The organism is Paraburkholderia sp. JPY419, from assembly GCF_050435705.1.
In the GTDB taxonomy this organism is placed as follows: Bacteria; Pseudomonadota; Gammaproteobacteria; order Burkholderiales; family Burkholderiaceae; genus Paraburkholderia; species Paraburkholderia youngii.
The window spans coordinates 3,522,478-3,545,341 of record NZ_JBNDKV010000002.1; the positions used below are offsets into that span (position 1 = coordinate 3,522,478).

At 60.6% G+C, this 22,864-nt stretch carries 19 protein-coding genes and 2 pseudogenes; 16 read left to right on the forward strand and 5 right to left on the reverse strand.

Annotation, left to right across the window (positions count from 1 at the left end; translation table 11 throughout):
* Window positions 1-410: 410 nt before the first annotated feature.
* The 10 genes from QFZ91_RS22350 (at window position 411) to QFZ91_RS22395 (ending at window position 11,367) form a co-directional block, all read left to right on the forward strand.
* Window positions 411-1,073 carry a response regulator transcription factor gene (locus QFZ91_RS22350; protein WP_368716146.1) on the forward strand — a complete coding sequence of 221 codons (663 nt, stop codon included), beginning with the start codon at window positions 411-413 and terminating at the stop codon, window positions 1,071-1,073.
* 33 nt (window positions 1,074-1,106) lie between these two features.
* On the forward strand, window positions 1,107-3,707 hold the full coding sequence (locus QFZ91_RS22355) for an ATP-binding protein (RefSeq protein WP_429568447.1): 2,601 nt from the start codon (window positions 1,107-1,109) through the stop codon (window positions 3,705-3,707).
* Between the two features lie 306 nt (window positions 3,708-4,013).
* Window positions 4,014-4,967, forward strand: coding sequence for a 3-hydroxyacyl-CoA dehydrogenase NAD-binding domain-containing protein (locus QFZ91_RS22360; RefSeq protein ID WP_429568448.1), 954 nt, complete (start codon window positions 4,014-4,016; stop codon window positions 4,965-4,967).
* 245 nt (window positions 4,968-5,212) lie between these two features.
* Window positions 5,213-5,653: a hypothetical protein gene (locus tag QFZ91_RS22365; protein ID WP_429568449.1), complete on the forward strand. Its 441-nt coding sequence runs from the start codon at window positions 5,213-5,215 to the stop codon at window positions 5,651-5,653.
* 19 nt (window positions 5,654-5,672) lie between these two features.
* On the forward strand, window positions 5,673-5,969 hold the full coding sequence (locus QFZ91_RS22370) for a hypothetical protein (protein ID WP_429568450.1): 297 nt from the start codon (window positions 5,673-5,675) through the stop codon (window positions 5,967-5,969).
* 49 nt (window positions 5,970-6,018) lie between these two features.
* Window positions 6,019-6,378 carry a hypothetical protein gene (locus QFZ91_RS22375; RefSeq protein ID WP_429568451.1) on the forward strand — a complete coding sequence of 120 codons (360 nt, stop codon included), beginning with the start codon at window positions 6,019-6,021 and terminating at the stop codon, window positions 6,376-6,378.
* Between the two features lie 3 nt (window positions 6,379-6,381).
* Window positions 6,382-6,669, forward strand: a complete 288-nt coding sequence (locus QFZ91_RS22380) for a YtcA family lipoprotein (protein WP_176123046.1) — start codon at window positions 6,382-6,384, stop codon at window positions 6,667-6,669.
* A 19-nt stretch (window positions 6,670-6,688) separates the two neighbouring features.
* The gene (gene mdtN, locus QFZ91_RS22385; RefSeq protein WP_429568452.1) at window positions 6,689-7,747 is read left to right on the forward strand and encodes a multidrug transporter subunit MdtN; all 1,059 of its coding nucleotides are present in this window, start codon (window positions 6,689-6,691) and stop codon (window positions 7,745-7,747) included.
* 9 nt (window positions 7,748-7,756) lie between these two features.
* Window positions 7,757-9,883 (forward strand): FUSC family protein, encoded by a 2,127-nt coding sequence (locus QFZ91_RS22390; protein WP_429568453.1) that lies wholly within the window; start codon window positions 7,757-7,759, stop codon window positions 9,881-9,883.
* Window positions 9,880-11,367 (forward strand): MdtP family multidrug efflux transporter outer membrane subunit, encoded by a 1,488-nt coding sequence (locus QFZ91_RS22395; protein ID WP_429568454.1) that lies wholly within the window; start codon window positions 9,880-9,882, stop codon window positions 11,365-11,367. Before QFZ91_RS22390 ends, QFZ91_RS22395 begins: the two co-directional genes overlap by 4 nt.
* Before the next feature lie 91 nt (window positions 11,368-11,458).
* Here QFZ91_RS22395 and QFZ91_RS22400 read toward each other — a convergent pair whose 3' ends face one another.
* The 4 genes and pseudogenes from QFZ91_RS22400 to QFZ91_RS22415 form a co-directional block, all read right to left on the reverse strand.
* Window positions 11,459-12,838 carry a glutamate decarboxylase gene (locus tag QFZ91_RS22400; protein ID WP_429568455.1) on the reverse strand — a complete coding sequence of 460 codons (1,380 nt, stop codon included), beginning with the start codon at window positions 12,836-12,838 and terminating at the stop codon, window positions 11,459-11,461.
* A 123-nt stretch (window positions 12,839-12,961) separates the two neighbouring features.
* The gene (aspT, locus tag QFZ91_RS22405) at window positions 12,962-14,653 is read right to left on the reverse strand and encodes an aspartate-alanine antiporter (protein ID WP_429568456.1); all 1,692 of its coding nucleotides are present in this window, start codon (window positions 14,651-14,653) and stop codon (window positions 12,962-12,964) included.
* A 363-nt stretch (window positions 14,654-15,016) separates the two neighbouring features.
* A pseudogene (locus QFZ91_RS22410) lies at window positions 15,017-15,418 on the reverse strand (hypothetical protein); the annotation flags it as partial.
* A 7-nt stretch (window positions 15,419-15,425) separates the two neighbouring features.
* The gene (locus tag QFZ91_RS22415) at window positions 15,426-15,554 is read right to left on the reverse strand and encodes a hypothetical protein (protein ID WP_255214966.1); all 129 of its coding nucleotides are present in this window, start codon (window positions 15,552-15,554) and stop codon (window positions 15,426-15,428) included.
* Between the two features lie 587 nt (window positions 15,555-16,141).
* Between QFZ91_RS22415 and QFZ91_RS22420 the strand changes: the two genes are divergently transcribed.
* Window positions 16,142-16,759 (forward strand): response regulator transcription factor, encoded by a 618-nt coding sequence (locus QFZ91_RS22420; protein WP_368716204.1) that lies wholly within the window; start codon window positions 16,142-16,144, stop codon window positions 16,757-16,759.
* 61 nt (window positions 16,760-16,820) lie between these two features.
* On the opposite strand, the gene QFZ91_RS22425 is transcribed toward QFZ91_RS22420, so the two are convergent.
* Window positions 16,821-17,210, reverse strand: a complete 390-nt coding sequence (locus QFZ91_RS22425) for a response regulator transcription factor (RefSeq protein ID WP_368716156.1) — start codon at window positions 17,208-17,210, stop codon at window positions 16,821-16,823.
* Between the two features lie 426 nt (window positions 17,211-17,636).
* On the opposite strand from QFZ91_RS22425, the pseudogene QFZ91_RS22430 reads away from it, so the two are divergent.
* The 5 genes and pseudogenes from QFZ91_RS22430 to QFZ91_RS22450 form a co-directional block, all read left to right on the forward strand.
* Window positions 17,637-18,029: pseudogene (locus tag QFZ91_RS22430) on the forward strand (PAS domain S-box protein); the annotation flags it as partial.
* Complete coding sequence (locus QFZ91_RS22435; protein ID WP_429568676.1) at window positions 18,012-19,481, forward strand: sensor histidine kinase; 1,470 nt, start codon at window positions 18,012-18,014, stop codon at window positions 19,479-19,481. The pseudogene QFZ91_RS22430 and the gene QFZ91_RS22435, both read left to right, overlap by 18 nt.
* Before the next feature lie 31 nt (window positions 19,482-19,512).
* Window positions 19,513-19,965, forward strand: coding sequence for a response regulator (locus QFZ91_RS22440; RefSeq protein WP_368716157.1), 453 nt, complete (start codon window positions 19,513-19,515; stop codon window positions 19,963-19,965).
* Window positions 19,959-21,515, forward strand: a complete 1,557-nt coding sequence (locus QFZ91_RS22445) for an ATP-binding protein (protein ID WP_429568677.1) — start codon at window positions 19,959-19,961, stop codon at window positions 21,513-21,515. Before QFZ91_RS22440 ends, QFZ91_RS22445 begins: the two co-directional genes overlap by 7 nt.
* 54 nt (window positions 21,516-21,569) lie before the next feature.
* Window positions 21,570-22,811, forward strand: coding sequence for a PucR family transcriptional regulator (locus tag QFZ91_RS22450; protein WP_429568457.1), 1,242 nt, complete (start codon window positions 21,570-21,572; stop codon window positions 22,809-22,811).
* Window positions 22,812-22,864 lie beyond the last annotated feature (53 nt).

A 22,864-nucleotide genomic window follows, 5' to 3' on the forward strand; every position in this document is an offset into this window, starting at 1 on the left:
TACTCCTGGCGAAAGCGTTGCTTTCGGATTTAGGACCTTTACGGCCGCCAGGCAGGTTTAAATATCGCATAACTTATTGTTAAAGCGCTCGCCCTTAACGGCGCCCAACTTTGCGCGCGGCTCAGTGAGCGTTGTTAAGCGACTAAGGAATTCATTGCCGCGCTGGTACTTGGTGCCCGGCCCTGCCTTTCCTTCGGTTTTTCGGACGGCACTATACTTAAGCATTGCTGTTGCGAGCGTTTATTGGATAAGATCCGGGGCGTTAAAGCAAATTTCTCTACCAGACGACACAAGCTCGAACACAGTAGGACCACGGTGTCGGCCGATGTTCGTCGCTTTGGGGTGGCGCAGTATCGCATCCGGTAGTTGTAGCAGACTCACCAGGCAGCGTTCCCACACGGAGAAAGAAGATGAGTGCGATACCGGTTTCGACTTCGATCGCCGGGACGGGCAGGGGCGCACAATCGGTGGTCTATGTCATCGACGACGATGAGTCGATGCGCATCGCGCTGACGAACCTGCTGGATTCCTTCGGCCTGCATGTCGAGACTTTCGCCTCGCCCCGGGAATTTCTCGCGTTCCCCAAGGCCGACATACCTTCCTGCCTTATTCTCGACGTCAGATTACGTGGCGAAAGCGGCCTTGCCTTCCAGCAGGAAGGCGCAAAGAGCGGCCTGCGCATGCCGGTCCTGTTCATGACGGGGTACGGCGATGTTCCGATGTCGGTCAGAGCAATGAAAGCCGGAGCACTGGACTTTTTCACCAAGCCATTTCGTGAGCAGGACATGCTGGATGCCGTTGTCCAGGCACTGGCGCGCGACCATGAACGGCTCGTCGCGGAACAATCGGTGGCATCACTTCGCAACGCTTACGAATTACTTTCGTTGCGCGAGCGAGAAGTCATGGGTTACGTCATAGCGGGTTTGCTGAACAAGCAGATCGCCTCCGAGATGGACGTCAGGGAAGTGACAGTGAAGATCCATAGGGCGCAGGTGATGAGAAAGATGGCGGCACGCTCCGTGGCGGAGCTTGTCAGGATGGCGGCGGCCTTGGGGGTCGAGCCAGAAGCCTGAGCGACGATGTCTTCGGCCCGGGGTGCGTTCTACATGGTAGATCTCTCTACTTATCGGTTGACCACGCTGCGGACCGGCGAGTACACGCTGCGCCGCGGCACTCGCGACGGGCTGAATCCTATTTTGCTCGTCACGCCGGCCGCATCAGAGCGTGCGGAACTGGTCAAACGGCTAGAGCATGAATATTCCCTCGAATCCGAGCTCTGCTCCGACTGGGCGGCGCGGCCTATCGCGCTGTTGCACTTCGAAGGCAGTACGACGCTTGTGCTCGAGGACCCGGGCGGGGAGCCGCTTGATTGTCTCGTCGGTCATTCGTTGGACATTCCAAGCTTTCTGCGTGTTGGGATCGCGCTCGCGCAGGCGCTTGACCGCATGCATGAGCGAGGGCTGATGCACCTCGACATCAGGCCCGCGAACGTCGTCGTGGACATGGTCCGTGGCCACGCATGGCTGACCGGGTTCAGCATCGCTTTGCGGCATCCGCCTGAGAATCGGCTTCCTGACTGGCCAGAAACCATTGCTGGAACGCCTGCCTATATGGCGCCTGAGCAGACGGACCGGATGAACCGCTGCGTCGATTCGCGCAGCGATCTCTACGCGTTGGGCGTCACGCTTTATGAAATCCTGACCGGTGCGCTGCCGTTGGCCACGAAAGATCCGATCGAATTGATCGATTGCCACGTCGCGCGCCAGCTCATGTCGCCCAGCGACGTTCCGACCGGGGTACCCCTGCAGATTTCGAGCGTGTTGATGAAGCTTCTGGCAAAGACTGCCGAGGAGCGCTATCAAACTGCCGCTGGGGTGGAGGCAGACCTTAGAAAGTGCCTCGCAGCATGGGAGGCCGCCGGCCAGCTCGAAACGCTCGATTCTGGTCAGCGCGGCCCCGGTCTCGCGCTCGCTGCCCAGTTCGAAGAGCGGCACCCTGAATCGCGCGAGCGTGCGCCCGCTGCATTGCTGCCGACAATCGAAGCTTCGACCGAGCAGATCGATCTTGGTACCGTCGTCAGGATGTCTCAAGCCATAGCCAGCGAGATCGTTAGCGACAAGCTGATCGAAACACTGATGGTGCTGGCCGTCGAGCACGCTAGAGCAGACTACGGGCTGCTGGTTTTCCCCCAGGAGGGGAAACTTCGCGTCGAAGCCGAAGCGAGTGTCGATCGCGGGGCCGTGCGGGTGCACATCGTGCGGGCGCCGGTCAGGTCGGCGCAGGCGCCGGTATCCATCCTCGATCAGGTCGCGCGCAGCAAGCAGCCCGCGATTCTCGACGACGTGCGAACACTCGGCGCCCAGGCCGCCGACGCGTACTTCAGTCACAAACCCGTGCGCTCCATCCTGTGCCTGCCGCTGATCAAGCAGGCCGAGCTGATCGGCATGCTGTACCTCGAGAACAGTCTCGCCTCGCATGCTTTTCCGGCCGCCCGGATCGCGGTGCTGGAACTCCTTTCGTCGCAGGCGGCGATCTCGCTGGAAAACGCGCGTCTCTACGCCGAGCTGGTTCACGAAAACGCGGATCGGCGCGATGCCGAAGAGGCGCTCAGAGCGAGCGAGGCATCGCTCAACGAGGCACAGAAGATAAGCCACACCGGCAGCTGGCGGTGGCGGCCCGAAACCGGCGATGTTTCGTCTTCGGAAGAGCTGCGGCGCATCTTCGGGTTCGAAACGAAGGCGCAGGCGTCATATGAGTCGTTCCTGGGGCGCATCCGTCCTGAAGAACGAACGTCGTTCGAGCGGGTGCTTGAAGGCGCCGTACGCGAAAGACGGCGGTTCCGGCACGAGCATCACATCGAACTCCCGGGCGGAGCCGTCAGATATCTGCAGGTGGTGGGGCAGCCCGATATCACGGCATCTGGGGCACTGGAATTCATCGGCACCGTAATGGACATCACGGAGCGCAAGCGTGCGGAGGAGGCGCTAAGAGATGCGCAAACGGAACTCTCGCGCATCGCCCGCCTGACGACCATGGGCCAGCTGGTCGCTTCGATTGCCCACGAAATCAATCAGCCGCTGGGTGCGATCTCCGCCAACGGCACCGCATGCATGAACTGGCTCAACCGCGAGAATCCCGATCTCGCTAGCATGCGCGGCGCGATGGCCCGCATCGTTCACGACGCGCACCGCGCGGGCGACGTGATCCGTGGTTTGCGCGCGCTCGTATCGAAGTCGGGGCCGCAATTGACGAAGGTCGACATCAACGACGCCATCGCGGACGTGCTGGCGCTGACCCGGGTCGAATTGCAAGAGCAGGGCGTGGCGCTTCGCACCGACCTGGCGCCGGACGTCGGTTTCGTATTTGGCGACTCGGTGCAACTGCAGCAGGTGCTGCTCAACCTGATCATGAATGGGATCGAAGCGATGGCCGCCGCGACTCCCGACCCGAAAGCGCTCACTATCACGTCACAGGCCGCGGAAATGGGCGGTATCCGCGTTGCCGTGCAAGACACCGGCGCAGGGCTCGACCCGGCGACGTCCGACCGGCTGTTCGAGCCGTTCTTTACGACGAAGCTCGTCGGTATGGGCATGGGACTATCGATTTGCAAGTCGATCGTCGAAGCCCACGGCGGCCATCTGTGGGCGAGGCAGAATGCGCCGCATGGCGCAATCTTTCAGTTCGTGCTGCCGAACTGCGCCCCCTAGAGTCCGTTCACATTAATAATGGGCTGGTGCCGGTGCTCTCCGATCGTAGCGATGTGCCGTACGACCGTTCAATTTTCCCTTCCTGCATGTCAATTCGCAGCCGTTCAGCTTCGCCGGGATGCGATTGTCGAAATGCACAAAGACTCTCGTTGGATTCTCCAATGTTTTGCGGTCTTGACATTGGTAGATTGAATTAACTTCTGCCTGAATACCCAGGCTGGCCGCCAGCATGGCGTTCGAGCGACAGCGGGGTCCCTCGCGTTCGTGACGCCGTGCATTGCACATCTGACTATAAGGAACGTCTCAGTGGCGAAGCAAATCAACCGTGTTGCGGTGATTGGCACGGGCGTGGTCGGCGCGAGTTGGACCGCATTATTTCTCGCGAAAGGACTCGACGTCGTCGCAGTGGATCAGGGGCCGGACGCCGAGCAGCGCTTGCAGCACTATGTCGACGCGGCGTGGCCGGCGCTCGAAGCGCTTGGCCTCGCGCCCCGAGCCTCGCGCTCCCGTCTCACCTTCACGCGCGACTTGCTGGGCGCCGTGGCGGACGTTGGCTTCGTCCAGGAAAATGGTCCCGAACGGATCGACTTGAAGCGCGCGATATATGAAGGGCTTGACGTTCTCCTTCCACCGGACGTACCCATCGCTTCGAGTTCCTCCGGCCTCACGATGAGTAACATCCAGGTGGGTTGCAAGTCGTATCCACAACGCTGCGTGATCGGGCATCCGTTCAATCTGCCGCATCTCATTCCGCTCGTCGAGATCGTTGCAGGCGAACAGACGTCAGAGGAGACCGTCAACAAGGTCACGGCCTTCTATACGTCGCTCGGCAAGCGCACGATCCGCGTTCGCAAGGAGGTGCCTGGTCTTGTGGCGAACCGGCTACAGGCAGCATTGTGGCGGGAGATGGTGCATCTCGTGGCAGAGGGCGTCGTGAGTGTGGCGGATGCCGATACCGCGGTGTGTCATGGCCCCGGACTGCGATGGGGATTGATGGGACCGACCATGCTGTTTCATCTCGGCGGCGGGAAAGGCGGCATCGAGAACTTTCTCGATCAGTTCACCGGACCGATGACCGCATGGTGGAAAGCGCTGGGGTCGCCCGAACTGACGCCGAACATGCAGCAGGCGATCATCGACGGTGCGCGGCGCGAGGCAGCGGGCCAGTCTGTTGGCGACCTTACGGCGCAATGCGAGCGCATGCTGCTTGACCTGCTGAAGCTGCGGCAGAGTGCGGGCTCGGAGGCAAGTACCTCATGAAAAATGCGCGTGCCTGATAAGCGCTGTTTCCCCCGTTCGTTCGTGTCCTGCGCCAGCCCCTGGGTTATACCAAAGGATGAGTCGGACAAACAGCGAGTCAGGGCCACAGACCGTTCGTACAATAGATTTCTTCGCGTTGCCGGGCTACCTTGCAAGCATGGACGGTACAGTTTCGCGGCTCGCGTTCGATGCCCCAATCACTGGCGCCGGTTCGAGAACGAAGGTGCGACGCGAAGAGGCGGGAAATGTTCAGGCAAGCCGAAAATGATTTTGGATCCCTGATTCAGGCGACTTCGGGGCACGTCGTGCACGTTGGAGCCCAGCCGCCTGCGGGTCACGCCCTCACGATCGCGACGCTGCTGATCTGCTGGTGGACGCTGGTGGAGACGGCGCTGGACTTCTTCACGGGAAATGGCAACTGGGACTTTGCTTCCGCCATTGCCGCCAACCTTATCGTGGGGATCGCCGGACTCGCCGTGGTCATGAATGTCCGCTTTGCTCGCGAATTTTTTGCGTTTATCTGCGGCGTCGGCATTCTGGCACTCGGCTCCGGCCTTCCGCTTGCGTTCGGCGATTCGCTGTGGATTCCGCTGATCTCGCTGGTCGACTGCGGAGGCAAGCTCGTTTTTCTGGTTTTTGCCTGTGCGCCGCCCCATGAGAATGGCAGGCGGGCCCTGTCGTTGTGACAGGTCAGGGGCGTTTGGAATGAGACGTACCGAGCGATTCGTATGGGCGTTGCTTGTCCTGGCGGTGTGCTGGATTCTGGAAATGTCGACGCACGAACGACACCGAGCATTTGATGAACAATTGTTCCACGAGCAGTGCGACGCCCGCGACTACGTCGTCGAGATATATCGCACTGCATGGACACCAAAGGACACGAAAGCAGCGGGCGACGAAGACGTGTCACCACGGCTGCCCCTCGCGCGCGCGAACGACGATAACGCGTGCGATCCACTGCAGGACGGCGCTGAATCGTCCATAACAAAAGCTGCGCAATGAAGACATTGCATATCGCCGCTTGCGCGTGATTGGCCATGAGGAGAATCGTATGAATGAGTCGCAAGGTTCGGTGGATAACAGCAGTGCCGATGGGTCATCCGACGTTGCGGTGGCGGCACTGGTCACCGCGATCGAAGTATCCGTTCTCGACGGGACGCTCGACAGCCGGTGCGCCGCCAGCCTCATCTGCCGATTGAAGGGAGAGGCGACTCACATCATCGAGAGCGGCTATTCCACGCCTGCAGGACGTTCAGAAATGGAGCGCGCTTTTGGTGCCGTCGAGGCTGCGCTGCTAAGACATGACGCGCACCGTTTCGTGGCGACCTATGCAGCCTTGCGAACAGGGGATGCCTTTTCACACGTTGGAGCGCAACTGCCGGGCGCGAAATCCGGTTGGCAGGCGGAGTGACATATGCCACTCACCACGGGCGGAGATCCAAAGCGTCCAATTGGCGCCGCCGTGATAGCAACGATTTCCGTTTCAGGGTGCGCAAACTACTCGCCGTCGCTCAACGTGCTCGGCGCGTACTTTCCCGACTGGCTGTTTTGCATTGTCGCGGGCGTCGTGCTGACGGTCGTCGTCTATCTGGTTCGGAAGCGCTTCGGGGTGGACCACCTGCTGGCGCCCTCCGCCGTGGTGTATCCCACGCTGGTCGCATTCCTGTCACTCGCCCTCTGGCTGGCGTTGTTCCAATATTGAATCCGCTTCAGGTGAGCTAATGGCGACAGGTGCGAGCAAGACCGGGAAGAAGGCATGGCCGGCGGTCCTCCTGGTCGTGGCGACGCTGTTGCTGCTCTTTCTCGTGATCCGGCTGCTGGACCGCTCACCTCGCACCGACGATGCCTATGCTTATGCGGATACTATCGACGTCGTGCCCGAGGTCAACGGCCGCATCGTCGAACTGGCGGTGCGCGACAATCAGGCGGTAAAGCAGGGAGATCTGCTGTTTCGCATCGATCCACGCCCGTACGAGGATGCGCTGGCGAGAGGCAAGGCATCGCTCGTCGCGCTCGATCGTCAGATCGAGCTGACTCAACGCACGGTCAACGCGCAGCAGTACAACGCACAGTCGGTGCGCGCGGCTGTCGAACGCTCCCGTGCCGCGGCGAATCAGGCGTCGGACACCTTGCGCAGGATGGAGCCGCTGCTCTCGCACGGCTATGTGTCGGCAGAAGATGTCGACCGCGCACGCACGGCGCAGCGCGCAACCGAGGCCGAACTCAGCGCCGCGCAGCTACAGGCCCAGCAGGCGGCAGCGGCGGTGAGCGGGGTGGACGCGCTGGTCGCGCAGCGTGCCGTCATCATGGCCGAGATCGCGATTGCCGAACTGCACCTCGAATATGCAACGGTACGCGCACCATTCGACGGACGCGTTGTCTCGCTGAAGACATCGACGGGGCAGTTCGCTTCCACACTCAAACCGGTCTTTACGTTGATCGACACGCGCCACTGGTATGTAGTCGCGAACTTTCGCGAGACCGAACTCAAGGGTGTGCGCGCAGGCACCCCCGCCACCGTCTACCTGATGAGCGACACCGGGCAGCGCTTTGACGGCGTAGTCGACTCGATCGGCTACGGCATCGCTTCGGATGAGGCCGGCCTTGCCCTGCCTGGCGGTCTGCCGCGCATCGAGCGCACGCTGAACTGGGTGCACGTGTCGCAACGCTTTCCGGTGAAGATCCTCGTGGGCAATCCGAACCCGGAGCTGTTTCGCGTCGGCACGTCAGCTGTGGCCGTGTTGCGGCCTGGGCGCGGCATTCACGGCGAAGACCATTGAGGAGCACAGATGGCCGCTGCCGACTACCTGCTCGACACGCTGCGCGATGCCGGCGCATTCTTGAAGCAGGAGCTAGGGTCGTTCCCCGGGCGGATGAACGTGACGCTGCGCTGCATGCTGACGAGCGCGATCGTGATCGTCGTGTCGATGGCGCTCGAAGTGCCTGAGCTTGCGTTGTCGCTGCTGGTGGTGTTTTACGTCACGCAGTCGAACGTGGTGTTCACGCGGCTCGTCGGCATCATGTTCATTCTCGGATCGACGCTCGGCATCGGCCTGTCGATCCTGCTGCTGAAGTTCACGTACGACTATCCTTTGGTGCGCATCGTCATTGCGAGTCTGATGTTCTTTTGCAGCGCGTACCTCATTCGCGTGCTGAAGATCGGCGTGGTGTTTTTCATTGTCGCCATTGTCGTCATCTACGTGCAGAGCTTCGTCGACCGGACCGACCAGGCCGACCTGCTGATCCGCGCAGTATTGTGGGTGTGGGTGGCCGTCAACTATCCGATCGCGCTGACGCTACTGGTCAATACGCTGCTGTTGCCCGCGGAACCGCAACTGCAACTCAAGGCGGAGATTCATCGGCAACTCGAGGCGCTCGATGTCCGGCTCGTGGAACTGATCAAGGGCGGCGCGAGCGTTGCGCCGCTTACGCTCCTCACGCCGGCGGACGTCCAGCAAGGCGCGCTGACGCTGCAAAAACTGCTGCGGTTCGCGACGATGCGCGACGCCCACTATCGCAAGCATCAGGCGACGCAGCTTGCATGTATCGCGACGGTATCGCGTCTTTATCGCGCGGCGAGCGAGCTGCCGCAAGAGTGGCGAGGCGCGTCGGCGGCACAACTGAAGATGCTTCGCGAACTGCAAGCGAACGTGCGCGCGCTCGACGAATCGGTGGCGCTGGGCGAGCCGTATCGTTATGTGAGCACCGCCAGCGTCGTTGAACGCAATGCCGCCGACACGATGCCCGCAGCCACGGAATTGCAGCGGGCGCTGCACGCCTACGCCGAACTCTTCGCGAGCGGCACGACGCCAGGCGCTTCCGCTCCGAGCGAACCGATGGTCGCGCCCGACGCCTGGACCAACCCGGCCTATGCGCGCTTCTCACTGAAGACGCTGCTCGCGGTGTTGATCTGTTACGTGTTCTACAACGCCGCAGACTGGCAAGGCGCCCATACGATCATGCTGACCTGCCTGATCGTGGCGCTGCCAAGCCTCGGCGCATCGGCACAGCGTGCGTTGCTGCGGCTCGCCGGGGCCGCGATCGGCAGCGCGCTCGCGCTTTTCATGGTCGTGTTCGTCGTACCGCGCCTCGACGAAATAACGGGTCTGCTGCTGATGACGCTGCCCGTCATCGCGTTCGGGGCGTGGATTGCGGCCGGCTCGGAGCGAATCGGCTACGCCGGCATCCAGCTGGTGTTCACCTTTTCGCTGGCATTGCTCGCGCGATTCGGCCCAGTCATCAATCTCACGGAAATCCGCGACCGCATGGTGGGCATCCTGCTGGGCGTTGGCGTCGCGACCTTCGTGCAGATGGCGTTCTGGCGGGAAGGCGAGGGCGACGTGCTGCGGCAGAAGCTCGCCACCATGCTGCGGGCGATCGCCGCTCAATTGCGCCCACCGCAAACCGGTGTGACCGGGCACGACGAATTGCCCTATGCGCAGCGCCAATTGCAGGCGTGGGCCGTGCTGGCCGATTGTGAGGCGACGCTCTCCCGTGTCGCACTCGAGCCCGACTGGCGGGAAACCGACCAGCCGCAACTGACGCTGCGCGCGCAAACCGTTCTCGCACAGGGGCGCGAGATCATGCTGGCGGGCGATGCGCTGCGTACGCTGGCGGCGCAGGCCGAATTGTCCGACCCAGGAACCGCCGAAGCCGTGCGTTCGGCCCAGGACCAGGCATCAGCCGAGCTTGCGCGATATGCGGAGGAACTGGCGGCGAATCCACCGGTAGCCCGCGCACCACGACGCATCGCGATCGTCGCGCAAGCCGGCGAACCGGCGCTCGCGACCGGCGGACCACTCATCGAGGCCGCGGACGACCTGACGCGCCAGGTCGCGGGGTTGCCGGAATGGGCTGCTGACGCCGGCCTCCCGGAGCCCGCCGCAGCGCCATCGTCACAGGCCTTGCGATCATGAACGCGCGGGCCCATCGGCGAGGCGTGTCGTGGCACCGACGCTGCCTGTGCATCGCGTGGATGGCGTCTATGCTGCCGGGCTGCGCGCTAATTCGCCATGACAGCCCGCCGTATACCGAGATCCCGCCCACGCAGATCAATCTCGCGAACGATATTCATCTCGCGCGCGACGGGTGGCCCGCCGCCCGCTGGTGGACGCGCTACAACGACGCGCAGCTCGACGCGCTAATCGACCAGGCGCTCGCCAATGCCCCGACGATGGTGATCGCGCGCACTCGCGTGGCGCAGGCCAAGTCGGACGTGGACCTTGTCAGGACGGGGTCGAGCCTGCAAGTCAGTGCGATTGCCTTGCTCAATCGCGAGCATGTCTCGGCGAACGGGTTTCTTGGGCCGTTCGCGCAGAACGAACCGGCGTTGGGTCTCACGGGCCCGTGGTACACGGAGGGCGTGGTCGGACTGGGCGCGAGCCTGAACATCGACATTTGGGGCAAGCAGCGCGCGCAGATTGCGGCTTCGATTGGCGTGACGAACGCGAGGCTTGCAGAGACATCGGCGGTCGAACTCGAAATATCGACCGATGTCGCGCAGATCTATTTTGGTATCCAGACGAATTACCAGCTTATCGATCTATTGAACGAATCACACGAGATCGCGCAGTTTGCGGTGCAGGCGCACGAGGCGCGCGCGGCGCGTGGCCTCGAGCCCCGTACGCAGTTCGAAGAGGCCCGTGCGCAGCAGTTGGCCATCGAACGGCAGATCGTATCCACGCAGGCGCAGATCAAGCAGTTTCGGGAATCGTTGCGGGCGCTGGCGGGCGCGGGGCCCGACGGCTTGCCGGAGATCAGGCCCGTTGCGCTGCCGGCCTCGCAGGCTGCCTTGCCGGCGATGCTCTCCTATGAGCTTCTCGCGCGGCGCCCCGACTTGCAGGCTATGCGCTGGTATGTGCAGTCGTCCTTCGACCGGATCGACTCGGCCAAGGCCGCTTTCTATCCGAGTTTCGACATCAAGGCGTTTTTCGGCTACAACGCCTTGCATCTCGCCGATCTGTTCACGCACGCAAGCCGCCAGATCAACCTGATTCCGGGCCTGTACCTGCCGATCTTCGATGGCGGCATGCTTAATGCGAACTTGAGCGGCGCGCGCCAGGGGAGCAACCTGTTGATCGAGCAGTACAACCAGGCCGTACTCAATGCGGTTCGCGATGTCGCGCAGACCGGTAGCCGTTTGCAGGCGCTCGACGCCGAAACCGAATTGCAAAAACAGCGCATCGAATCGGTGACGTTCACAAGAGACAGTGTCGAAGCGTCCTGGCAGCGCGGACTGACCAGCCAGCTCGCGGCGCTCGAAGCGCGCCAGCCGGTGATTGCCGAGCAGGTCGCACTGCTCGCCCTGAACGGGCAGATGCTCAGTCAGGAGGTCGCGTTGACGAAGGCGCTGGGCGGTGGCTATCGCGCCGATGCGCCCGTCGAACTGAAGCCTCGCTGAGGCCTGGTGTCAGTGCAGTGCGCCCCGAGGAAACCGAGCCCGGGGCGCCAGGAAGAGCAATCAGTGGAAGGCAGATTTCCGGCGCGACCCTTCAGCACTTGGCTGGCGACCTGTTCTCCGGCAAGTGCTGGTGCAGCTTCGGCGCGGTCGCGCTACCGCCGTGAGTCTCGAGGTACTTGCACGCATTGACGATGTCACGCGCCAGCATCTGCGCCACATTGTGATTGATGTGCGGGCGGACCACCACGCGCAGGCTCTTGACTTCCTCGGCGTTGGCCGGCATCGAATACGCGGAAAGCACCCAGCCCTTTTCACGGACCTTGTTGGACACATCGAATTCGTTGAACTTCGTGACGCTCTTGTCGAGCGTGACGGCCACCACCGGAATGCGCTGCTCCTCGTTCATGATAGTGAAATAGCCGCTGTCGACGAGTGTCTGACGCAAGGCGATGGCGTTGTCCAACGTCTGGCGCATGATCCGCTGATACCCGTCGAAACCCAGGCGCAGGAACTGATAGTACTGAACGGCGATCTGGAAGGCGTTGCGGCTGAAGTTCAGCGTGGCCGTCGGCATTTCGCCGCCGAGGTAGTTCACGTAGAACACGAGATCCTCGTTGAATACGCTGCGTTCACGGAAGATCACCCAGCCCAGTCCCGGCGGCGTGAGCCCGTACTTGTGCCCCGATGCGTTAATGGACTGGACGCGCGGCAGCCGGAAGTCCCAGCGGTAGTCGGGATACAGGAACGGATTGACGAAGCCGCCCGACGCGCCGTCGATATGCATCGGAATCGAAATGCCTGTCCTCGCTTCATAAGCGTCGAGCCAGTCGTGAATCCCCTGGATGTCGTCGTCCTCGCCGGTGAAGGTCTGCCCGGCGATGGCAACGACAGCGATCGTATTTTCGTCTACGAACTTTTCCAGTTCGTCCGCCGTTAGCCGATAGTTACCGGGCTTGAGCGGAACGATCCGCGGTTCCACGTCGAAATAGCGCAGGAACTTCTTCCAGACGATCTGGACGTTGCCGCCCGTTACCATATTGGGGCGTGTGGCGTCCTTGCCGTCCCGTTCCCGCTTCTGACGCCAGTTCCATTTGTGGGCGAGACCGGCGAGCATGCACGCTTCCGATGAGCCGACCGTTGCGGTGCCGTACGGTTCGACGCCCTCCGGTCCGTTCCAGAGCTGGTGCAGCCATCTCACCATGCGCGTTTCCATGGCGAAAAGCTGCGGATACATGTCGTGGTCGATATAGTTCTTGAACATGTTTCGCTTGGCGATCTCGACCGCTTCAGGCTCAGCAAAGGTCGTGACGAACGACGACATGTTCAGCATCGGGTTCGTGTCGGTCCATTCCTGACTGAGGACGAGTGCTTCTGCTGCCCGTGCAGCGATGCCGTGTTGAGGAAACCCGTTTTCCGGCACGTTGAGATTGAACTCTTCATACGACGACACTGCTGCAATTGGCGTAGCCATTGACTATCTCCTGGGGTTGAACATGCCATCGGCAAGATGTGCATTGCCGGGAAATGCAACTGCTGAAGCGGCGTGACAGGACACGCCGAGCGCGCTTCATTTAATGCGTAGGGCGTGGTGGGGCTATTTGATTATCATGACGACGACCATCCCCCAGATCGTCAGCAGCGTGTTTCCGACCGCGTATGTGACGGTGTAGCCGAGCCCTGGAACCTGGCTTCTCGCGGCGTCGCAAATCATTCCCAGGGCTGCTGTTGTCGTGCGGGCGCCGGCGCAACAACCCAGCACGATTGCGGGATGGAACCTGAACACATACTTCGCGATGAACATGCCTAGAATCAGCGGGACTGCGGTCGCGAAGATGCCCCACAGAAAGAGGCTGACGCCGAGTTGCTTCAGGCCGAGCACGAAACCGGGTCCCGCCGTAATCCCCACCACGGCGATGAATACATTCAGTCCTACCGAGTTCATGAACCAGATCGTGGGCTCGGGGACACGTCCGAACGTCGGGTGGATGGCGCGCAACCAACCGAACACGATGCCGGCGATCAACGCTCCGCCCGCCGTCGAGAGTGTCAGCGGAACGGCCCCGATATTGATGGTAATCGCGCCAACGAGCGCACCGATCGTGATCGCCAGCCCGACGAAGGCAACGTCTGCCGCATTGGTCGCCCGGTCGAGCGTGCCCAGTGCTTTGGCTGCTGCAGTCGTGTCCTGGGTCCGGCCAACGAGCGTGATCGTGTCGCCGCGGTGAAGCTGCGTGCTCGGAAGCACCGGAATTGGCGTCTCGGTCGGGCCGCGCTTAATCTTGCGGATGAATACGCCGCGCGCTGCGGGAAGCGTGGACAACTGCTGAAGTGTCTGGCCGTCAACATCCTTTGCGGAGACATAGACATCGACTCCCTCGGCAGGAACCGCGAGGAGTTCGGCGTCGTCGATCTCGGCTCCGTTTGTGCCCAGCGTGGACACGAGCTGGTCGCGGCGCCCGGCGACAGCCACGACGTCACCCGTTGCCAGGACATAGTCGAGCCTTGCTTCCTCGATTGCGGTACCGCGTCGGATACGTTCGATAAACAGACGCATGCCCTCGGCCTCCAGGGCTTCGACCTGGCGAACGGTCAGACCGACGAAAGGGCTCTCGCTCGCAATGCGAAACGCGCGCAGTTCATACTGGTGCCACGCGCTACCCGCGCTGATGATCTGCTGTGTGCCGCCGAGGCTGGCTTCGTATTCTTTGCACGCCTTGACGAGATCGATTCGCAGGAGCTTCGGGCCGAGTTGGGCCAGGATGATCGCGGAGCCGACCGTGCCGAATATGTAGCTCACGGCATAGGCGGTCGGCATGGCATCGAGCAACGCCTTCGTTTGCGAGGCGGGCAGTCCGAGTCGGCCGATGGCGTCCGTCGCCAGCCCCATCGACGCCGAAATGGTCTGTGAGCCAGCTCGAAGGCCGGCGGCTGAACCGACGCCGTAACCGGCGATTTTGGCGGCGGCAAGGGGGGCGGCAAGACACAGGACGCACTGGACAACCGAGAAAAGCGCCTGAGGAATGCCATCCTTGGCGATGCCTCTGACGAACTGCGGTCCCACTCCGTAGCCTACGGCAAAGAGGAACATCAAAAAGAATATCGACTTGACATTAGCGGAGATGGGAATGCCCAGTTGTCCGATGGCAATCGCCGCAAGCAACGTCGAGGTGACGGCGCCGAGACTGAAGCCCCGATAACTCTTTCCCCCCACCCAATATCCGATCCCTAGCGACATAAAGATCGCTATCTCAGGATGGCTGCGCAGCGTTAATACCAGCCAGTTCATTTTGTGATCCTCCGTAGCATGTGCTTCAAGAAGTCAATGAAAAGAAAGCAATGTTGCATTCCTAAGTAAAATATCGAAAACATTTGTGCCTCACTTCGATTGCGGCGGCGGTGATCACGTTCTCCGCCGACTTCTGCGTCACATGCCAAGGGGCCATACAAGCCGCTGCCCGGCGTCAGATGCCACGTGCGGATCGTGGGCGCCTCGCGGCAACATTTGCACAGCGGGAGGTGGCGGGGAGGTCGAGCGCTTTCGTCGGGAATCGCGAGCGTGCGTTGTCTGCGTACGAGGTGGATGCTTTGCCGGATTGCGCGCGTTGTAATCAGGAGTCGGACAGTCCTCCGGCACCGAAAGGATGCATCCACTGCTCAGGCCGTATTCACGCGCGATCGATAGCAGCCTGTCCGCCCAATCCCAGACGCCGTATATATCGTGAACGTTTTGCAGACAGACCAGCAGTGCGACAGTGCGTTTATCGTAAATATCGATCCCGGCGTTCAACAAGGCTTTGGACAATGCGGCAACGCCGGCGTCCATGTAACGGGGCCAGCCGGTCCCGGACCCGGGAAGGTAGCGTACCGGAACGCCCTCCATCGTGGATCGGTAATCGGACGGCCGTATGAAGCTGCCAACCGGACACCCGCCGCATGGGCCGCGGTACGCAGCGCCTCCGTTTGCGAGAATGCCCGTGCGGCGTTGCGAAAGGAGGTGATTGACGGAGCGGTCAAAGATTTCCTGATCGCTCAAAAAGTGGATGGTGCGCATGGCTGACCTACTGAACACAGATCACGTTGAGATCGATGGTTCTGCGATAGACGCTCTTGTTGAGCCACGGGACGAACGTGTACTCGACATACGCGTTACTGCCCACAAAAATCCATGTATGTAGCGTAGTGAACATGGTGGACTCCTAACAGTTACTGGATATCATGAGGTCATCGACTGTGCGGTGGTGGAAGCTCAAGTTCTTTCCGTCGATGACACCAAAGGTACGCGTGCAAGGCGAGAAAAACCATCGTACGAACGGGTGGCGTGGTTCTTCATTCGCGTGAGCGGTTCATACAGGGGTATGCTCGGGTTATCTGGATGCTGGCACCGCAAGGGAAACGGCGGGAGCGGTGCGAAGGAGGTCGTCAGGAAGCGCGAAGTCGTTCGCTGAGGGCGAGTAAATACGCGCCACTCGCGTTGGCTATACGAAGATATAGTCGTCCTGGACCAACGCCTTAATCGGGCAACCACATGCACGTTTGCCGATACGCAGCCGCTGCGGTATTTTTCACTCGTCGCTATTTGTCGGGCGTCGTTCGACTCGCCCGCGCAAGCTTTCAAAATGCTTCTAAATCTCCGATGCCCCATTTGGCCGCAATCAGAATAGGGCGGCAACAATCGGCCGAGAGGGCCGAACGAAAGACCTGGAATTGGGAGAAGCCGTTGAGTTCAGGATCTGGCTTGACTTCGACGAAGGGCGCGTCTGATGGTCCGCCGTCGATGGTGTACGTAATCGACGATGATGAAGCTGTGCGAATCGCACTTAACGCTCTCCTGCGCTCGGCCGGATTGCATGTGGAGACTTTCTCAGCCTGCCGCGAGTTTCTGGCGTTCCCGAAGAAGGCTGTGCCGAGCTGCCTGATTCTCGATGTGAGGCTGCAAGGTGAAACCGGGCTGGCATTTCAGAAGGAGTTTGCAAAAAGCGAAATCCGGATGCCCATTGTTTTCATGACCGGATACGCCGACGTTGCGATGTCGGTCAGAGCCATGAAAGCCGGTGCCTTCGATTTTCTCGCCAAGCCGTTTCGGGACCAGGAGATTCTCGACGCCGTTACCGACGCATTGGCGCGCGACGGCGAACGTGTCCAGGCCGAACAGGCGCTTGTCGCGCTGCGCGCTGCCTATGCTTCGTTGACCATTCGCGAACAGGAGGTCGTCCGTTATGTCATCTCGGGCCTGATGAACAAGCAGATCGCGGCGCAGATGAAACTGAGCGAAGTCACCGTCAAAATTCATCGAGGACACGCAATGAGAAAACTGGCTGCGCACTCGGTTCCGGATCTTGTCAGAAAGGCGGAAGCACTTGGCCTTAAGCCGCAAGTGAACGGACCTTCTTGATAGCGTCGCCGTGTTGGGGACGTCCCGGCGCCACCGTGTGGGGCCGGGTGCACCAGAGCGCTTACAGATTGCCTTGCGGAGGCGGCTCCCGCAACGCGAGGCTGAGCCAGCGCACCACGTCGTCGGCGGCAACGGGTTTCTCGAGCAAGACCAGTGCGCCATTTTCAATGACTTCGGCGTGCAGGTCGGGAGTTGGAAACGCGGTGATAAAAATGGTGGGTGGTGCATTACCCTGGCTGCGAAGCCGGGCGTGCAGCGCGACACCGGACATGCCAGGCATTCGTACGTCGGAAATCAGGCAGGAGGTGTCTTCCACTTGTCCAGATTCGAGGAACTCCTCGGCAGAGGCAAAGGTGCGGACGTTCCAGCCCAACGAACGAACAAGGTTCGCAGTCGCGATACGGACTGCCTCATCGTCGTCAACGATCGTAACTACCTCAGACGTATCCACAAGAAGGACCCCGATCGTCGAGAAAAAGGAAGATGTGCGGATGATATCGGCAGTGCATTGCGAAGAATAGTACGTTGATACCGGAACAGAAATAATACGGATGTATGTAGCGCACGTGATGGAGTGCCAGGAATTTGCCGAATACTTCTCTTATTAGGATGTTCGTGCTGCGAGCCTTGCCGCTTGTAACGGCGGTGACGCGTAGCGGAAGTGAGCCGTAAGGCACATCGGGAAGGTAGCATCCTTGCTGCGCGCGACGCGTTTGCTAGTATAAAAACCATACCCAGTCGCGCAGCTAGAACTACACGGAACCCGCAACGCCTCGACTCGCGAAATCGGACTGACGATCTGGTGGAACGGTCCAGGCAGTGGACCGCCGGCTTTACGCTCCAAACTTGAAAACGAGAATTTTTGTTAGGAGGTCAGATGGAGCAACGCAAAGAACTGAGCGGCCTGACTAACGAGCTCTTTCGGCAAGTCGTGGAGGCGGCTCCCAACGCCATGGTGATGGTGGACCGTGCTGGCAAGATCGTTCTCGTGAATGCGCAGGCGGAGAAGCTGTTCGGTTATGCGCGTGAAGAATTGATGACGAGAGGAATCGAAGCGCTCGTGCCCGAGCGTTTCCGGGTAGGTCATCCGGATTTCCGGAGCGCATACTACACCGACATGAGGAGCCGGCCGATGGGGACGGGCCGCGACCTCTACGCAATGCGTAAAGACGGCTCCGAATTTCCCGTTGAAATAGGACTCAACCCGGTCTCAACCGACGAAGGTACGTTCGTCCTCGCGGCCGTCGTCGACATCACCGAGCGCAGGAGGCAGGAGGAACGTTTCCGGCAGGTCGTGGAAGCGGCGCCTAATGCAATGGTGATGCTCGATCGCGACGGCCGGATCGTCCTCGTGAATGCGCAGACTGAAAAACTATTCGGCTATCCGCGCAATGAACTGGTTGGCCAGAGCATCGAGGTACTCGTTCCCGAACGTTTCCGCTCGCGCCACCCGGACTACCGTGACGCGTTCTATAGCGACCTGAAGACACGTCCGATGGGTGCGGGCAGGGATCTTTACGCGCGGCGCAAGGACGGTTCGGAGTTTCCTGTCGAAATCGGCCTCAATCCGGTCTCGACCGACGAAGGCATGTTCGTGCTGGCCGCCGTCGTCGACATTACTGAGCGCAGGCGTCTGGAGGAGCGCTTCCGGCAGGTTGTGGAAGCGGCGCCTAACGCAATGGTGATGGTGGACCACGGTGGCCGGATCGTTCTCGTTAACGCACAAACGGAGAAGCTCTTTGGCTATCCGCGCAACGAATTGATCGGTCAAAGCATCGAAGCGCTCGTCCCGGAGCGTTTCCGTGTGCATCACCCGGCGTATCGTGCGTCGTTCTACAGCAATCTGACGAGCCGCCCGATGGGAGCTGGCCGTGACCTCTACGGGCTGCGCAAGGACGGTTCGGAATTTCCAGTCGAGATCGGCCTGAATCCGCTCTCGACCGACGAAGGGAAATTTGTCCTCGCAGCAGTGGTCGACATCACCGCGCGCAAGCAAGCGGAAGAGGAGTTGCTTAGGAAAACAGATGAATTAGCCCGCTCTAACAAGGACCTCGAACAATTTGCCTACCTTGCTTCCCACGACTTGCAGGAACCGCTTCGAGCAGTCGCCGGCCCCTTGCAGATGCTGCAGATGCGATACAAGGGGCAACTGGACAACCGTGCCGATGAATTCATTACACACGCGGTCGACGGCGCCACGCGGATGCAGGCGCTCATTAACGATCTGCTCGCCTATTCTCGGGTTGGCCGCTCCGACGACGCGCGCCAGTTGACTGACTGCGCGCAGATACTCGCTCAGGCGCTCAAGAGCCTGAGCGTCATGATGGAGGAGAGCGGCGCCGAGGTGAGGAAGGAAACTTTGCCTGCCTTGGTGGCGATTCCGACGCACCTTACGCTCCTGTTCCAGAATCTCATCGGCAACGCCGTCAAGTTCCGCGACAAGTCACGCCCTGTACGGATCGACGTGGGTGCGAAGCGCCAGGGCGAGGGGTGGCTATTCTGGGTCAAGGACAACGGGATCGGCATCGATCCGCAATACTTCGAACGCATTTTTCTGGTCTTTCAACGCCTGCACACGCGCTCAGAGTATCCAGGCACCGGGATTGGCCTGGCGCTTTGCAAGCGGATAGTCGAACAGCACGGCGGCCAGATCTGGGTCGAGTCTGTTCCGGAAGAGGGCGCGACGTTCTTTTTCACGCTGGGCGTCAAGAACACAATCTGAAGCCGAACACGAAAGAGAGGAGACAACTACGATGCTTTCCGAAAATAGCGAGCAGATGTTTCATATCCTGATGGTGGAAGATAGCCCCACGGACGTGATGATGACGCGCGAGGCGCTGGAATACTACAAGGTGCTCAATCCGCTACACATTGCGGAGGACGGCGTGGAGGCAATCGAGTTCCTCAAGCGCGAAGGGAAACATGCAAACGCACCCCGTCCCGGCCTGATCATCCTGGATCTCAACTTGCCACGAAAGAGCGGCCAGGAAGTCCTTCAAGAGCTGAAAAGCGATCCGGCATTGATGAACATTCCGGTCGTCGTGCTGACCACCTCCAAAGCCGAGGAGGACGTGGCGAAGTCATATGGCCTGCACGCCAACTGCTACATCACCAAGCCCGTGGACTTCGAGAAGTTCGTTCACGTCGTGCGCAGCATCAACGACTTCTGGCTTGGCGTCGTGACGCTACCCCCGGTTAAATCGTGAACATCGATCATGAAATACATATCCTGCTGATCGAGGACAGCGCGACTGACGCACTGTTGATCGACAGGGTGCTCGAGGACGTGGTGGAGTTCAAATACCACGTGGCGCGCACCGAATCCATGGCGGAGGGCGTCGCGCGCGCGCGGACCGCGCATTTCGACTTGGTGATCCTCGACCTCGGGCTGCCGGACGCAAAAGGGGGGCTCGACACCTTCAGGAAATTCCAGCAGATGGTCCCCGACATGCCGGTGCTGGTTCTCACCGGACTGGACGATAATTCGGTCGGACTGCAGTCCATCCAGCACGGTGCACAGGACTATCTCCTCAAGAAGGATATCCGTGCTTCGGAGCTGAGCCGCGCGATCCGTTATGCGATCGAACGTCACCGCGTTGCGGTCGAGCTAAGGGCGAGCGAGGAACGCTTTCAGCTCGCGGTGAGGGGCGCGACGGCGGGCTTGTGGGATTGGAATCCACAGACGGGAGCAATGTACTTTTCGCCGCATTTCAAGGCAATCATGGGCAATGCGCAAAACAATCTGCCCAATGAAGCGAGCGTGCATCAGGAGGCCATTCATCCAGAGGACATCGATAGGGTGACCGCGTGCCTCACGGCGCATCTAGAGCACAAGAACGCCTACGACGTCGAATATCGCATCCGCACAATGTCGGGAGAATACCGATGGGTTCAGTCTCGCGGACAGGCACTGTGGAACATCTCTGGTCAGCCCTATCGGATGGTTGGCTGGATCATCGACGTGACGGAGCGAAAACTCGCCGAAGAGGCACAGCGCGATTCACGTGAACGGGCGGCGGAGGCATTGCAGCAAACCCAGGCCGATATGGCGCGCCTGAACCGCGTCTTGATGCTCGGCGAAATGGCGGCCTCGATTGCGCACGAGGTCAAGCAACCTGTGTCTGCCGTTGTCATGCATGCTACGGCGGGATTGCGCTGGCTGGATGCACAACCTCCGGAACTGGAGGAGGCACGGCAATCGCTGAATCACATTCTCAAGCAAGGCAACCGGGTGGTGGAGGTCGTCGGCCACGTGCGATCGCTCGTCAAGCAAGTGCCGCCGCGCGAGGACCCGGTCGATATCAACGAGGCCATTGTCGAAGTGCTGGCCCTGATCAACGCCGAGTTGCAGAGAAACAGCGTGCGGTTGCAGACATGCCTTTCCGCAAACCTGCCGCCTGTGCTCGGGGACCGGGTCAAGATGCAGCAGGTGATCGTCAATCTTGTCATGAATGCTTCGGAGGCGATGAGCGCAGTGAGTGACGGACAGCGCGAGTTGACGATCGTCTCTGAGCGGAGTGACTCGAACGCTGTGATAGTCGAGGTGTGGGACACCGGTTCAGGACTTCCACCTGGGAGTACAGAACAATTATTCCGCTCGTTCTACACCACCAAACCCAGTGGAATGGGCATGGGACTCTCCATTAGCCGATCGATTGTCGAAGCCCATGGTGGGCGACTGTGGGTCACGCCTCGTGAGCCGAATGGCACGGTGTTCCGGTTCACACTGCCGATTGAGGCGAATATCGCACAATAGCCGAAATCCGTGCTGTTGCCAGTTGCAGGTCCTTCTACAGGGAAGAGTCTACTCATGATAGTCAGCATCCCGACGATCAGCGCGAGCTTGCGTGAACGCACGGCTTTGCTTGCAGCGAACCCGACGGCCGTGAATGAGCGCATGTATGAGACGCTGATGAGCGTCGAAGGTTACGAGAACCTGATGCCATCAGTCAGACAGGACATTGCAGCGTCGATCGACTTGACGGCCGGTTTGTGGTTCCAGTCGCTTCTGACGGGTCGCCCACCATCGGCGGACGACATGGATCGCTTCGGGGAATTCGGCCGCCGACGCGTTCACCAGCGCGTACCGCTGCAATCCGTGCTGCGTGCCTTCCGGCTCGGATCGCGCGAAATCTGGCGCACATACATTGCACAGGCAGAGGACGACGGAACTCTCGTCGACGAATTGCTGTTCGCCATCTCGCCGTACCTTTTCGACTTTTTTGACGTCATGGCGCAGAGCATCGCGCAAAGCTATCTCGAGGAGCAGTATCAGCAAGCGCGCTGGCGCGAGGCGCTGCGTCATCAGCTTTACAACATCGTCTTTTACACACCGGAAGATCACGACGGTTTTCGGGAAACCGTGGAAGCGCTGGGTCTCGATTCCACCGCGCCACGGGTGGCGCTCGCCATCGATCTCGAACTGCCCGATCACACGTCCTACGAGCGTGAACGGGAACTGGACCGCATCGCGCTTGCGTCAGCGCGTCATCTTGCTGCCGCGCCGAGCGATCTGGTACGGGCGTGGCATCGTGGCCGGCTGATTCTGTGGGCTCCGTGCCTGCGAGGCGATTCGATCAATCGTATCGATCGTTTGACGGCAGAACGGGCCAGTGCTCTGGCGGGTGCAGTCCCGGAGCTTCGTCGTATCGGCGTTGGCCTGATGAACGAAGGCGCGTCGGGCTGGGCGGCAACGGTCGACGAAGCGATCAGGGCATTGGACTTCGCGCCGAAAATCCAGGGCCGGCCGCAGGTCGCAATGTATTCGAGCATCCTCATTGAAGAAAGCGCGCGTCATGCAGCGAATGCGCGGCGCTATCTCGTTTCTCTGCTCGAACAGCTAGCCAACGAGCCTGAACTGGTTGCGACGCTGCAGACCTATTTTGAACAGGGACAGCGGCGCGGACAATCCGCGGCCGAACTTGGCATTCATCCAAATACGTTGAACTACAGGATTGAGCGCATTGAAGCGCTGCTTGGTGCGAGGCTGGACGACGTCGGCTGGATTGAGAAGCTCGATATCGCTCTGAAGCTGCGTCGGGTGCCGACGTGAGTCCTCAGCTTGCAGGCCACTGTCGTCACGTCGTGGGCTGGCGATCGTGAGCC